Annotated in this window: 12 protein-coding genes; 3 read left to right on the forward strand and 9 right to left on the reverse strand. The window is 72.3% G+C overall.

Annotation, left to right across the window (positions count from 1 at the left end; translation table 11 throughout):
• Nucleotides 1-8: 8 nt before the first annotated feature.
• Nucleotides 9-1907 (reverse strand): BTAD domain-containing putative transcriptional regulator, encoded by a 1899-nt coding sequence (locus ACY34I_RS08670; protein WP_462754065.1) that lies wholly within the window; start codon nucleotides 1905-1907, stop codon nucleotides 9-11.
• 143 nt (nucleotides 1908-2050) lie between these two features.
• Between ACY34I_RS08670 and ACY34I_RS08675 the strand changes: the two genes are divergently transcribed.
• Nucleotides 2051-2863, forward strand: a complete 813-nt coding sequence (locus ACY34I_RS08675) for a hypothetical protein (protein ID WP_462754067.1) — start codon at nucleotides 2051-2053, stop codon at nucleotides 2861-2863.
• Between the two features lie 104 nt (nucleotides 2864-2967).
• On the opposite strand, the gene ACY34I_RS08680 is transcribed toward ACY34I_RS08675, so the two are convergent.
• The 7 genes from ACY34I_RS08680 to ACY34I_RS08710 all read right to left on the reverse strand — a co-directional run bounded on the left by ACY34I_RS08680 (nucleotide 2968) and on the right by ACY34I_RS08710 (nucleotide 10100).
• Complete coding sequence (locus ACY34I_RS08680) at nucleotides 2968-3717, reverse strand: SDR family NAD(P)-dependent oxidoreductase (protein WP_148793368.1); 750 nt, start codon at nucleotides 3715-3717, stop codon at nucleotides 2968-2970.
• Between the two features lie 116 nt (nucleotides 3718-3833).
• Nucleotides 3834-4949 carry a branched-chain amino acid ABC transporter permease gene (locus tag ACY34I_RS08685; protein ID WP_462754069.1) on the reverse strand — a complete coding sequence of 372 codons (1116 nt, stop codon included), beginning with the start codon at nucleotides 4947-4949 and terminating at the stop codon, nucleotides 3834-3836.
• Entirely contained in the window at nucleotides 4946-5836 is an 891-nt protein-coding gene (locus tag ACY34I_RS08690) for a branched-chain amino acid ABC transporter permease (RefSeq protein WP_148793365.1), read from the reverse strand. Before ACY34I_RS08690 ends, ACY34I_RS08685 begins: the two co-directional genes overlap by 4 nt.
• Nucleotides 5833-6558, reverse strand: a complete 726-nt coding sequence (locus ACY34I_RS08695; RefSeq protein ID WP_462754071.1) for an ABC transporter ATP-binding protein — start codon at nucleotides 6556-6558, stop codon at nucleotides 5833-5835. Before ACY34I_RS08695 ends, ACY34I_RS08690 begins: the two co-directional genes overlap by 4 nt.
• 55 nt (nucleotides 6559-6613) lie before the next feature.
• Nucleotides 6614-7357 (reverse strand): ABC transporter ATP-binding protein, encoded by a 744-nt coding sequence (locus ACY34I_RS08700; protein ID WP_462754073.1) that lies wholly within the window; start codon nucleotides 7355-7357, stop codon nucleotides 6614-6616.
• Between the two features lie 3 nt (nucleotides 7358-7360).
• Complete coding sequence (locus ACY34I_RS08705; protein ID WP_462754075.1) at nucleotides 7361-8557, reverse strand: substrate-binding domain-containing protein; 1197 nt, start codon at nucleotides 8555-8557, stop codon at nucleotides 7361-7363.
• A 427-nt stretch (nucleotides 8558-8984) separates the two neighbouring features.
• Nucleotides 8985-10100: a glycerophosphodiester phosphodiesterase gene (locus ACY34I_RS08710; RefSeq protein WP_462754077.1), complete on the reverse strand. Its 1116-nt coding sequence runs from the start codon at nucleotides 10098-10100 to the stop codon at nucleotides 8985-8987.
• A 106-nt stretch (nucleotides 10101-10206) separates the two neighbouring features.
• Here ACY34I_RS08710 and ACY34I_RS08715 point away from each other — a divergent pair, with 106 nt between their 5' ends.
• Together ACY34I_RS08715 and ACY34I_RS08720 are read left to right on the forward strand one after the other, a co-directional pair.
• Nucleotides 10207-11541 carry a TrkH family potassium uptake protein gene (locus ACY34I_RS08715; protein WP_462754079.1) on the forward strand — a complete coding sequence of 445 codons (1335 nt, stop codon included), beginning with the start codon at nucleotides 10207-10209 and terminating at the stop codon, nucleotides 11539-11541.
• A complete protein-coding gene (locus ACY34I_RS08720; RefSeq protein WP_462754081.1) occupies nucleotides 11531-12199 on the forward strand; it encodes a potassium channel family protein in 669 nt (222 codons plus the stop codon). Before ACY34I_RS08715 ends, ACY34I_RS08720 begins: the two co-directional genes overlap by 11 nt.
• 62 nt (nucleotides 12200-12261) lie before the next feature.
• On the opposite strand, the gene ACY34I_RS08725 is transcribed toward ACY34I_RS08720, so the two are convergent.
• Entirely contained in the window at nucleotides 12262-13854 is a 1593-nt protein-coding gene (locus ACY34I_RS08725; protein WP_462754083.1) for a serine/threonine-protein kinase, read from the reverse strand.
• Nucleotides 13855-13925: the final 71 nt, after the last annotated feature.

Raw genomic sequence — 13925 nt, forward strand, 5'->3', positions numbered from 1 at the left:
AGCCGGGATCACGCGGGCCGGTAGGCCGACGGAGGCGGCAGGAAGAGCAGCACCTCGCGGAGCGGTTCGCTCACGGCGGGCGGCAGCAGACACCGGGCGGCCAGTTCCTCCATCGAGGCGTACGCGCCGCGCACCCGCCGATCCAGCATCAGATGCTGCGCCTGCGTCGGGCTCAGCCCGGGCAACCCGAGGAGCACCTGGTCCGCCACCGCGTTGATGTCGACCAGACCACCATCGTCGTACGCCCGGGGCAGGTCGGGGCGGCCGATGTGCAGTTCCCCGCGCGCCGTCGGGTAGTGGTAGAGCAGGTAGCGGGCGTGCTCCCGGCGCAGCCGGCGGTCCTCCGTCGTCGGCCGGCGACGCCAGCGGACGCGGAACCAGCCGAGCAGCCGGCCGTTGAGCAGCACGACGTGCACCGCGCCCGCCAGCCAGGTGATCAGCCAGATGGTGATCAGGAAGGCCTCGAAATCCGTTACGTCTTCCGTCTCGCTGGTGCCGACGGTGCTCAGGCAGGTCGCTGCCGTGGTCAGGTAGTAGGCCGCCGCGAGACCGTTGCGCCAGCTCCGTCGCCAGACCGCGTACAGGAGCACCACCAGCCAGGTGAGGAAGCCGAAGGAGCCCAGGGCGGTGAGCACCGCCACCACGGTGGTACCGATGCTCAGCCAGGGTGGCACGCCGGCACGCGGGACCGCGGGCATCGGCACCGGCCCCAGCGGCGGGCCGGCGGGCCAGACCTGCGCCGGCCCGGTGCCGGGCGGCAGCCAGCCGGCCGGCGGTGGGACCAGGCCGGCACCCCGGTCCGACGGCGGCGCCGGCGGCGGGGCCGGAACCGGCTGCGCGGGACCGAACGGCCCCGCCACAGCGACCGGCTCAGCTTCGGTCCGGTTCTCGAACGCGACCGGCGCGGCGGGCGGGTCCGGGTTCTCGAACGCCCCCGGCACGGCTGGCGTGGCCGGGTTCCCGGATGCCCCCGGTGCGGCCGGCGGGGCCGGGTTCCCGGATGCCCCCGGTGCGGCGGCCGCGGTCGGGTCCCCGGCTGCGAGCGGCGCGGCGGCCGTGGCGACGGCGACCGCCTCGACCGGGCGCGCCGACTGAGCCGGCACGGCCGGGGCCGAGGCCGGTGCGGTGCGCGCGGGCAGCAGCGTGGCGTCCGAGCGCAGCATCCGCCCGTGCAACTCCTGGAGCACCTCGCCGGGCTCGATGCCGTACTCCTCGCGGAGCAGCCCGGCGAACTCCCGGTACGCGGCGAGCGCCTCCGCCTGCCGGCCGCTGCGATACAGCGCCAGCATGAGCTGGTGCCGCAGCCGTTCCCGGACCGGGAACTCGGCCACCAGCTCGACCAGTTCGCCGACCAGCTCGCGGTGCCGCCCGCTCTCCAGTGCCAGCTCGACGCGGGTCTCCAGGGCGACGGCCCGCAGCTCCACCAGCCGGTGCCGGGCGGTGTCGAAGTACGGCCCGGGGAACCCGGTGAACGGTTCCCCCTGCCACAGGTCCAGCGCGGCGGTCAGCTCCGCCAGCGCCTCGGCGGTACGCCCGGCCGCGTGCTGCTGCCGGGCCCGCTGCACGCCGCGCTCGAAGCGGGCCGCGTCCACCGACTCCGGCGGGATCCGCAGCAGGTAGCCGGCGTCGGTGAGGGTCAGCACCCGCCCGGGCGTACGGGGGGACCGGTCCGGCTCCAGCACCCGGCGCAGTCCGGCGACGTGCTTCTGCACGACGTTGGGGCCGTTCGCGGGCGGTTCCTCCGGCCAGACCGCCTCGACGAGTTGTCCGGTGGAGACCGGGCGGCCGGCGGAGAGCAGCAGCACGGCGAGCACGGCCCGCTGTTTGCCGGCGCCGAGGTCGAGCGGACGGTCGGCGTACCAGGCCCGCTGCGGACCGAGGATCTCGAAGCGCAACGCCTCTGACATGCGACTTCCCCGCTCCTACACCCCCGGCCGTGCGGACCGGCAGTGCACGGCAGTCGGACGGCAGCATATCGGCAGCCGAACCACCGTCGCGGCCCCCAGCATCGTCGTCGGCAGAGGCCACGCAAGCGAGAAAGAGAACTGCGATGACACAGGCAACGGGCAGCGCCGGAACCATCCGCCGGACGCTGGGCACGGTCGCGGCCATGCTGGCCGCCACCACCCTGCTCGGGGGTTGCGGACCGAAGAACGACGCCGCGCCGGGGAACGGCTCGGCCACCAGCCCGACCGCCAACCCGAAGCAGGCGCTCCTCGACGCGGTCCCCGACGAGGCCGCGGGCGCCTTCCGGTTCACCGGCAAGGACGCCTCCAGCGATCTGAGCGGGCGGATCGACCCGGCGTCGAAGGCGATGGAGATGAACATGGCGATGCCGCCGGAGGACGGCGTCACCGTGAAGATGTCGTTCCTGGTCATCGAGGACCAGGTCTGGATGAAGGCGAAGTTCAGCGGCCGCCCGGGCCTGCCGAAGCTCCCGGACAAGTGGATGGCGCTGGACAGGACCAAGCTCACCGACGGCGGCGGCGTGCCGAGCTACGACGGCGCGGACCAGGGCAACGCCGGCCCGCTGATCGACGCGGCGACCGCCGTCGAGCAGCAGGGCCCCGGGAAGTACGCCGGGGTCATCGACGTGACCGGCGGCGAGGCGGCCAAGGCGCTGGACGAGGGCGAGGCGGCGGCGCTCGGCGAGGCCGGCAAGCAGGTGCCGTTCACCGCGCTGGTCGGGTCGGACGGGCACCTGTCCTCGCTGGTGCTGGAGATGCCCGCGGCCGGGGGCCGCAAGGCGTACCAGTACGTCGTCGCCTACACCGATTTCGGCAGCACGCCGAAGATCACCGCGCCGACCGGGAGCGCGGTGACCAAGGCGCCCGCGCTGGCGTACGAACTGCTGAACAGCTGACCGACGACGCGCCGGGGCGGCGGCCACACGGGGGGTCGCCGCCCTGCCGTGACCGGAGGGGTTCCCGCTTGATGCCTGGCGTCAAGCGCGGACCCCTCCTCACTTCAGCGACCGAGGACCGAGCCGCCGTTGACCCCGAGGACCTGGCCGGTGACGTAGCCGGCGGCGGGGCTGACCAGGTAGCGGACGGCCGCCGCGATGTCGTCCGGTACGCCGGCCCGCCCGACCAGGGTGGCCGCGACCCGCTTGGCGTGCCCGTCCGGGGTCATCCGGTCGCCGAAGAACTCGGTCTCCGCGACGTACCCGGGGCTGACCACGTTGACCGTGATCTGCTCCGGACCGAGCTGGGTGGCCAGGTCGTACGCCCAGCCGTGCAGCGCCGCCTTCGCCGCCGAGTACGGCCCGGCCCCGCCGCGCTGGGCGGCGATCGAGCTGATCAGCAGCACCCGGCCGCCGGGGCGGCGCAGGGCGGGGCGCAGCGCCTCGGTGAGCAGGACGGCGGTGAGCACGTTGGCGTCCAGGTTGGCCCGCCACCAGGCCGCCACGTCGGCAAGGGTGTCGGTCGGGCCGCCCAGGTAGCCACCGGCGTTGTTCACCACCGCGTCGACGGTCCGTTCCCCCACCGCCGAGACCACCCCGGCGAGTTGTGCCGGGTCGGTGAGATCGGCGGTGACCGCACTGACCGCCTCCGGCCGGCCGCACTCCGCCGAGATCCGTTCGGCGGTGGCCAACAGCACGTCCGCCCGCCGCCCCACGATCAGCACGTCGTACCCGTCGGCGACAAGTCCCCCCGCGACGGCGGCCCCGATCCCGGTCCCACCCCCGCTCACCACCGCGAACCTGCTCTCCCCCACCGGCCGCCTCCCCTCCGCTCAACCTTCGTCGATCATGAAGTTATCGCCGCCGCCAACGGCGTGTCGCGACAATAACCTCATGATCAACGGGGCGGGCGGGGGCGGCCCGCGGTGGGTCAGCGGCGGCGGAGGGCTGTCAGGAGGGGGTGCAGGCGGGTGCGGAGGCTGGCCAGGCCGCCGGGGAAGAAGTAGACGGCCAGGATGAACACCGTGCCCAGGACGAACAAGGGCTGGCTCAGCGGGTGGCTGAGGAACGCCGGGAGGCTGTTCACCGCGTCGCTGGTGCCGAAGGCGGTCAGCCGGTGGTCCAGGTACATGTAGAGGACGCCGCCGAGCACCGGGCCCCACCGGGTGCCGGGACCGCCGAGCACCACCATGACCAGCAGCGACAGGGTCAGCTCCGACGAGGTCACGTGCGGGCTCGCACCACCCACGATCAGGCAGTAGACCACCCCGCCCGCCGTCGCCAGCCCGCCGGCCAGGGTGAACGCGACCAGCTTGAACCGGTACGGGTCGAGCCCCAACACCCCGATCCGGCGCTCGTCGTCGCGCAGCCCGGCCAGCACCCGCCCGGTGGGCGAGCCGCTCACCCGGTGCACCACGAAGACCACCAGGGCCAGGTACGCCAGCGCCAGCCAGTAGAGGTTCACCGTGTTGGCGACCCCGACCAGGGCGGACGGCAGCCCGGTGACGTCCAGCGGCAGCCCCTCCTCGCCGCCGGTGAGGCCGCCGAAGTCGCGGGCCACCAGGATCGCCCCGACCTGGGCGAAGGCCAGCGTCACCATGGCGAACGCGATCCCCACGGTACGCAGCGCGACCGCGCCGAGCAGCGCGGCGAGGACCGTCCCGCCGGTGATCGTGAGCAGCGCCGCCTGCCACAGCGGCAGCCCGGCCCGGGTGACCAGCACGTCGGTGCCGTACACGCCGGCGGCGAAGTAGAGCGCGTGCCCGAAGGAGAGCATCCCGGTCCGCCCGAAGAGCAGGTCGTACCCGGCCGCGAGGCCGCCGAACACCAGGCAGATGGCGAGCAGTTGCAGGGTGCCCGGCGAGTTCAGCGGCCCCTCGAAGACGCCCGGCAGGTTCACCGTCGAGTACGGCACGATCGCCGCCACCACCAGGGCGGCCAGCGGCGCGTACGGGCGCAGTCCGTGCCAGCGGGAGCGCCCGGGGGCCAGCTCGTCGGGCACCTGCGCGGGCGGCGCCGCAACCTCGGGGCTCTTCACCTCGGTCATGCCGTTGCCACCTTTCCGGCCAGGCCCTGCGGACGCAGCAGCAGCACCACGGCGAGCAGCCCGACCACGCAGAGGTCGCCCAGCCCGGACGTGCCGTAGTAGTTGACGAACTGTTGCAGCAGCCCGACCGCGACCGCCGCGTACGCGGATCCGACCACCGAACCCATCCCGCCGATCACCACCACGATGAACGCGAAGATCAGCAGCGAGCCACCCTGCCCGGGCGAGACGGTGCCGAAGTAGACCCCGCCGAGCGCGCCGGCCAGTGCGGCGGCCGCCCCGCCGATCGCGAAGACCAGGGTGAACGCCTTGCGGACGTCGATGCCGAGCGCGGTCACCATCTCCCGGTTCTCCACGCCGGCCCGGATGATCAGGCCGTACCGGGTGAAGCGGAGGAAGGCGAGCAGCCCGCCGAGCACCAGCACCGCGGCGATGATCAGCAGCAGCCCGGCGTTCGGCACGTTCGCGCCGAGGATCGAGGTCACCTCGCGGGTCCACGCGGGACGCGGGAACGGCCGCGCGTCGGCGCCCCAGGTGGCCTGGAGCAGCGCCACCCCGGCCAGCGACAGGCCGACGGTGACCAGCACCTGTTCGATGGTGCGGGAGTAGAGCGGCCGGATCAGCACCAGCTCGACCAGCACCGCCACCAGCGCCCCGGCGAGCACGCCGAAGGCGACCGCCACCACGAACCCGAACCCGCCCGAGCCGGCGCCGGGCAGGTTGCCGGCCGCCCACCAGGTCGCGTACGCCCCGACGCCGAGGAACAGGCCGTGCGCGAAGTTGAGCACGTCGGCCAGGCCGAAGACCAGGGACAGGCCGGAGGCGACCAGGAAGTAGAGCGCCGCCAGGCCGAGCCCGGTCAGCGTCAGCAGGATCACCGTGCTCATGCCTTCACCTCCGCGCCGACCCCGAGCAGCGACTTGGTCAGCGCGGTCTCCAGCAGCAGTTCCTGCGCGTTCCCGGTCCAGGCCACCTTGCCGGCGGAGAGCACCACCGCGTCCTTCGCCAGCCGCCGGACCACCGCCAGGTTCTGCTCGACCAGCAGCACCGGCACGGATTCCGCCACCCGCTCCAGCACTTCGGCCACCTCGGTCACCACCTTGGGCGCCAACCCCTTGGTCGGCTCGTCGATCAGCAGCAGCCGGTTGTCGTTGAGCAGCACCCGGCCGATGGCGAGCATCTGCTGCTGCCCGCCGGAGAGCGAGCCGGCCCGTTGCCGTCCGCGCCGGTCCAGCTCCGGGAAGAGCGCGAAGACCTTGTCGTACGCCGGGGTGGTGCCCCGCCGTTCGGCGAGCCGCAGGTTCTCCGCGACGGTGAGGCCGGCGAAGACGCAGCGGTCCTCCGGCACGTAGCCGAGGCCGTCGCGGACCAGCCGGTGGGTGGGGCGGGCGAGCAGGCTGCGCGCACCCATCCGGACCGTGCCGCGCACCTCGCCGTTGCGGGGCGTCAGCCCGACGACGGCCCGCAGGGTGGTGGTCTTGCCCACGCCGTTGCGGCCGAGCAGCACGGTCACCCCGGTGGACGCGACCTCGAACGACACCCCCTGGAGGATGTGCAGCCCGGCGATCCGCACCGACAGGTTCTCGACGCTGAGGACAGGTTCCGTCACGGTGCCACCTCCGTTCGCGACTGCGGGGCTCGCAAACCCGGCTCACTCCTCGCGCTCACAGGGCCTCCCCCAGGTACGCCTCCTGCACGGTGGCGTTGGCCATCACCGTGTCCGGGGTGTCGCAGGCCAGCAGCGCCCCGTGGTGCATCACCGCGATCCGGTCGGCCAGCTCCAGGATCACGTCCATGTGGTGCTCCACCATTAGCACCGACCGCTCGCTGTCGCCGGTCAACGACTTGATGACGGCGACCAGCTCGGGCACGTCCTCGGCGCTGACCCCGGCCATCGGCTCGTCCAGCAGCATCACCCGGGGCTCCCCGGCGAGCAGCAGGGCGATCTCCAGCTTGCGCTTCTCGCCGTGGGCCAGGGTGCCGGCGAGCGCCGTACCCCGGTGGGCGAGGCCGACCCGGTCGAGCGCCGCGTCGGCGGCGGCGGCCACGTCCCGGTCGGCCGCTGCCCGCCGCCACAGCTTCATCGAGCCACCCCGGTGCGCCTGTACGGCGAGCCGGACGTTCTCCCGCACCGTCAGCGAGCCGAACACCGAGGACGCCTGGAAGGTACGCCCCAGCCCGAGGCGGGCCCGCCGGTGCGGCGGGAGAGCGGTGACGTCCTCCCCGTCCAGCAGGATCCGCCCCTCGGTGGGCCGGCGCAGGCCGGTGATCAGGTTGAACAGGCAGGTCTTGCCGGCGCCGTTCGGACCGATCACGCCGAGGAACTCGCCGGGCGCGAGGTCGAGGTAGACGCTGTCGACGATGGCGACCTCACCGATCCGCCAGGTCAGACCGCGGGTGGCGAGCACGGATCAGCCCTTCATCTGGGTGACCGGCGGCGCGGTCTCGTCACCGGTCAGGGTCTTCTGGGCGGTCGCCGTGTAGGCGGTGCCGCTGCCCGTGAGCTTGGCCTGGTACATCGGCTGGAGCAGCGCGTGGTCCTCGGGCCGGATGGTCATCTGGCCCTTGACGCTGTCGAACTGCCAGCCCTCCAGCGCCTTGATCATCTTGTCGACGTCGTCGCCGCCCTCCTGCGCGGCCCGGACCACCATCTGGGCGGCGGCGAAGCCGTCCGGGTGGAACAGGTCCACCGTGCCGACCTTGCCCTTCAGCGCCTTGGCGGCCTCGGTGTCGCTGGCTCCGTCGAAGTAGTGCGACAGGAAGGAGATCTTGCTGCCGGCCGCGCCGAAGGTCGGCCAGGAGGCCCGGATGTCCAGGCCGGTGACGACCGTGGTGGAGGCGAGTACGCCCTGCTGGTCGAGGGTCTGCCACATCGCCGGGGCGGTGGTGCCGGCCCACGCGACGAAGAGCAGATCCGGCTTGGCGGCCTTGATCTGGCTGGCGAACGGGGTGAACTCGGTGGCGCTCGCCGGGGCCCGGACGCTGCTCACGGTCGCGCCGGCGCCGCCGATCACCGCCTTGACGGCGGCCTCGTTCGCGTCACCGAAGGCACCGTCTTGGGCGAACACGACCACCTTCTTGCCGGTGGCGTCGCCGATGAAGGACTTGGCGGTCACCACGTCCTGGTAGGACTGCCGGCCCGAGCGGAACGTGTACTTGTTCGCCCCGGTCACCGCGTCGGTGGCGGCCGGCCCGGAGATGAAGAGCACCTTGTTCTGCGCGGCGATCGGGGCCACCTGGAGGGCCACACCCGAGGAGGTGGAGCCGGCAATGATCTTCGCACCCTTGCCGATCAGGTCCTTGGCCGCGGAGACCGCCTTCGCCGGGTCACCCGCGTCGTCGACCTCGGTGAGTTCGATCTTCCGGTCACCGACCTTGCCGGTGCCCTTGGTAGCAAAGTCGAGGCCGGCCTTGAAACCCTCGATGTACTGCTTGCCGTAGCTGGCCAGCGGCCCGGACTGGGAGTACACCAGCCCAACCTTGACCGGGGCGGCGTCGCCGCCGCCGGAGGCGGTGTCCTGCGGGCTGCCACAGGCCGTGACGGCCACCGCGGCCGCCATCATCGTGGCGGCGGAAAGGAACACCCGTCGCGTGTGCCGGATCGTCATTGCGACTCCAGGTGAGGACAGGGGGAACGTCAGTTGTCGGCTCACGCTAGAAGTGACGTCACCCACGGGCTATGTGGCGGAAACACACAAGTGATCGGGGCAGGATGGCCGCATGTAACAACCCCCGACATCACCGCGTAACCGCGCCGACTCCGGATGGCCTCCGCCGCCATCGATGCGCCGCCCGGTGTGTCGCGCCCCGCCATCGCGGAGCGGCCACCCGCAAGGGCCGCTGGGCCCCTCGTCTAGATCCACTCCAGATACGCGAGGTTGCGGTGTCAGCGGGACCCCGACACCGCCAGATCCCCGATACGGAGTCGATCACGACGCGCGAACCAGAACGGCACGTGGGGTGCCCGGACATCGCCGGACACCCCACGTCGCCGGAGCGCCGCGCCGGGTCCCGAGCGCCCCGGCGCGACGCCGTTCAGCGGCCGGCGCGGGCCGCCACGGCGGTGTCCGGCTGGTCGGCGAAGGCGCCGTCCAGGCCGAGCTTGAAGAAGAGCTCGTACTCGGCGGTGATGTCGCCGCGGGCGTTCGGGTCGGTGCCGATGCGGAAGTCGACCGGGAGGAACTGGTTCTCGGCGCGGAACGTCCAGGCGTGCACGAGCAGCTTCACCCGGTGCGCGTCCCGGATCACCGTGGTCGGGGCGAGCAGCTTGCCGGCCGCATCCCGGGGGACGATCAGGTTCTTGTTCGCGCCGACTCCGTCGGCGTACTCGGCGATCCAGGCCAGGCCGGCGGCGGAGGCCAGGTCGGCGTAGGTCCGGGTGTCGCCGGCGAGGGTGAAGTCATACGGACGGCCGGTGGCGTCGAGCAGCTGGGCCAGCTTGACGTCGATCATGCCGTTGAGCTTGCGCAGGTTGGCCGTCTCGAAGCTCTGGATGAAGACCGGGTCGTTGCGGTGGGTCAGCTTGTTGGCCGTCAGCACCGCGACCAGCGGCTCCTCCAGCGGCAGCCCCTTCGAGGCGAAGTAGCTGGGGTGCTTGGTCTCCGGGTAGACGCCGATGGTCCGGCCGCGGGCCTTCGACTCGGCCCGGGCCAGGTCGATGACCTCCTGGAACGTCGGCACCTCGAACTTCCCGTCGAACGCGGTGTTGGCCACCCGCACCTGGGGCAGCCGCTCCTTGGCCCGCAGCGTCTTCAACTCGACCAGGGTGAAGTCCTCGGTGAACCAGCCGGTGACGCTGACCCCGTCGATGCTCTTGGTCGTCCGGCGGGCGGCGAACTCGGGGTGGGCGGCCACGTCGGTCGTACCCGAGATCTCGTTCTCGTGCCGGGCGACCAGGATGCCGTCCTTCGTCGAGACCAGGTCCGGCTCGATGTAGTCGGCGCCCATCCGGATCGCCAGCCGGTAGGCCTCCAGGGTGTGCTCGGGGCGGTAGCCACTCGCGCCCCTATGGCCGATCACGATGGGGCGATTGTCCGCCCGGGACTGCTCGGCGGCGGCCTCGGGCCGGGCCTGGGCGGCCACGGCCGGCACCACCACGGCGGCCGCGAGCAGCGTGCCGGCCATGCCGAGGGCGGAAAGGGTACGTCGCAACGCCGTCTCCTGTCGTCGATGGGTACGGACAGCAGACCGGTCGGGGCTGTCCGGCAGTTGGTCGGTTCCTGACCTGCCGGTGAACCTCCGGACGGAAGATGACCTCGTGCGCCGTCTGCTCCGTCACCCCGTGCGGCTGGTGCCGTTCGGGTTCCTGGCGGCGATCCTGCTCGGCACCGGCCTGTTGATGCTGCCCTGGGCCACCAGCCACCACCGGTACACCCCGTTCATCACGGCGCTGTTCACCGCCACCTCGGCGGTGTCCGTCACCGGCATGGCCGTCAACGACACCCCGAACTACTGGAACGACTTCGGCCTGGCGATGATCACCGTGCTCACCCAGCTCGGCGGCCTGGGCATCCTGAGCGTCGCGGCGCTGGTGATCCTGGTGGTCTCCCGGCGGCTCGGCCTGCGCAACCGGCTGCTGGTGCAGGCCGAGACCGCCGAGTTCGGCGTCGGCGACGTCCGCCGGCTGCTGCTGCGGATCGTGGCGACGGTCTTCGTCACCGAGGCGGTGATGACGGCGGTGCTCACCGGCCGGCTGTGGCTCACCTACGACTACCCCCTTGGGTACGCCCTGTGGTCGGCCGCCTTCCATGCCATCCAGGCGTTCAACAACGCCGGCTTCACCCTCTACTCCGACGGCCTGGTCGCCTTCTCCCGCGATCCCTGGGTGGTCCTGCCGTTGGGCCTCGGCGCGATCATCGGCGGGCTGGGCTTCCCGGCGCTCTTCGAGGCGGTACGCGAGTGGCGGCGGCCCAGAGGTTGGGCGGTCGCCACCAAGCTGACGATCTGGGGCACCGGGGCGCTGATCACGTTCGGCTTCGCCGCCCTGCTGTTCGCCGAGTGGCGCAATCCCGCCACCATCGGCACCTACGATGCCCGGGGGAAGTTCCTGGCCGCGTTCACCCAGATCGCGCTGAGCCGCACCGGCGGCTTCGACGTGATCCACGTCGGCCGGCTCAGCGAGGAGAGCTACCCCCTGCTCATCGTCCTGATGTTCATCGGCGGTGGTAGCGCCAGCACCGCCGGTGGCATCAAGGTCTCCACCTTCTTCCTGCTCGCCTTCGTCATCTGGGCCGAACTGCGCGGCGAACCGGACGTGACGGTGGGTCGCCGGCGGGTCGCCACGGCCAGCCAGCGGCAGGCGTTGACCGTGGCGCTGATCAGCGTGGCGCTGGTCGTCGCCGGCACGGCCGTGGTGATCGCGGCGAGCAGGCATGCCCGCTACTACGCGGTGCTCTTCGAGGTCACCTCCGCGTTCAGCACCACCGGGCTGTCGGTCGGGCTCGCCCCGGAGCTGAACGACGCCGGGAAGGCCCTGCTGACCGCGCTCATGTACATCGGCCGGGTCGGCCCGCTCACCCTCGGGTCGGCGATCGCGTTGAACACCCGACGACGCCTGTACCGCTACCCGGAGGAGCAACCCATTGTCGGCTAGGAAGACGGACGACAGCGGCATCGTGGTGATCGGCCTCGGCCGGTTCGGCTCGCGGCTGGCCGGCTCGCTGGCCCACCTCGATCACGACGTGCTGGCCATCGACGGCAGCCAGGAGCGGGTGCAGCACTGGTCGGCGCGGCTGGATCGGGTGGTGCAGGCGGACTCCACCGAGGAGAACGTGCTGCGCCAGATCGGCGTGGCGGACTTCCAGCGGGTCGTGGTCGCCATCGGCGCCTCGGTGGAGGCGAGCGTGCTGACCGTGCTGGCCCTGACCGAGCTGGGCGTCCCGCAGATCTGGGCCCGGGCCACCTCCGAGAAGCACGCGAAGATCCTCAGCTCGGTGGGGGCCCACCACGTGATCTTTCCCGAGGCGGAGACGGGCGAACGGGTCGCGCACCTGATCATCAGCAAGATGCTGGACTTCATCGAGTTCGGCGACGACTTCGCGATCGCCAAGGTACGCGTACCGCCGACGATGGTGGGGCGGCCGTTGCGCGAGCTCTCCCCGGCGGACCGGTACGGGGTGATGGTGGTCGGCGCGAAGCTGCCCGACGAGCCGTTCCGCTACGCCGGTCCGGACACCGTGCTGCAACGGGACAGCGTGCTCATCGTGGAGGGCAGCATCGGCCAGGTGCAGCGCTTCGCCTCGCTCGGCTGAGCGTCACTTCTTCTTCCTGCTCGCGTCCTTGTCCTTGCCGCCGTGCTCCCCCTTTCCCTCGGTCACTTGCCTTTTCCCTTACCGTCCTCCTTGCCCTTGCCGGGCTTCGCCCGGCTGCCGCTGCTCTTCGCCGCGCCGGCCTTCGGGGCCGCCTTCGTCGGCGGCTTCGCCGGCGTCGGGGGCACGGTGGTGGGCGGCACCGAACCAGCCACCCCGGAGACCTGCACGCCGCAGCTGCTGTCGCCGATTTTGAACTCCACCGGCAGCAGGTTGCCCCCCGTGTAGCTACCGCTCAGCGAGATCTTCCGGGACGCGCCCGGCGCGAGCGCCGGGTCGGTGGCCGGTGCGTGAAGCTGCACGACCCGCCCCTGCTGGTCGACCGCCGGCTGGGCTTTCGTCACGGTCTGCCGACCGGGGAAGGTGAAGCTCATCGTCCAGTCGCGCAGTTCCCGGCTGCCGGTGTTGGTCAGGGTCAGCTCCGCGGTGAAGTCCTTGCCGGAGTCCCGCTGCAGCGAGTAGTCGACGGCGCAGGGGATCGACTGCGGCAGGTCCATCCGGGCCTGGGTCGGTTCGACCCCGCCGCTGGCCGGGCTCTTCGAGGTCAACCCCCACAGGGTGGCGGTGACCGCGACCAGGCCGGCGGCGGCCACCCCGGCCTCCACCTTGCGCCGCCGGGAAGCGGCCCGGGTGCGGGTGCGGATCGCAGAGAAGGGCAACGCGTCGGTCTCCGCCGACCAGGGCAGGATGGTCGTTCCCGCGTTCTCCACCAGCGTCGGATCGAACTGACCGAGCGCCGGGGAGACCGGCACGATCGCCGCGATGCCGGCCGCGTCGGCGAGCGTACGGGCCACCTCGGCGGTCGCCGGGCGGTCCTCGGGGCGCTTGGCGAGGCACTGCCGGACCAGCCGCGCGACCTCGTCGGGGAGGCCGACCACCGGCGGCATCGGCTCCGGGTCGTGGTACATGTGGGCCCGGAGCATCTGGGTGGTGGTGCTGGCCTGCCAGGGCAGCCGGCCGGTGAGCATCCGGTACAGCAGCAGGCCGACCGCGTACACGTCGGTGGCCGGGGAGACCTGGCCGTTGTCCAGCCGCTCCGGGGCCAGGTAGGCGGGCGTGCCGAGCAGGGCGCCGTCCGGATCCTTCTCGCTCTCCCCCGCCAGCGCCGAGATGCCGAAGTCGACGACCTTCACCCCGGTCGGGGTGAGCATGACGTTGCCGGGGGTCACGTCCCGATGGACCACGCCCCGGGCGTGCGCGGTGGCCAGCGCCGACGCCACCTCCGCGCCGATGGTCACCGCCTCCCGCCAGGGCAGCTGCCCGCCGCGGCCGAGCCGGGCACTGAGCGGGCCGCCGTCGACCAGCTCCATCACCACGTACGGCACGGTCAACCCGGCCTGCTCGGACTCGCCGTAGTCGTACACGTTGGTGATGTTGGGATGGCAGAGCCGGGCGGCGGCCTGCGCCTCGATCCGGATCCGGTGCCGGAACGCCTTGTCGCTGGCCAGCCGGGAGGCGAGCACCTTCACCGCCACCTGGCGACCCAGCACCTCGTCGTAGCCGCGCCAGACCACCGACATGCCCCCCGCACCGAGCTGCTCGACCAGCCGGTACCGCTCACCCAGCAGCTGCGCGCCGCCCCTCACCGCTGCACCCATGGTCGGTCCTGTTGCCCGGACAGGACCGCCGTACACCTGAGGGGTCGGAATCGGTCAGGAAAATCATCCGT

The sequence above is a fragment of the Micromonospora sp. RTBAU3-60 genome (genome assembly GCF_054963695.1).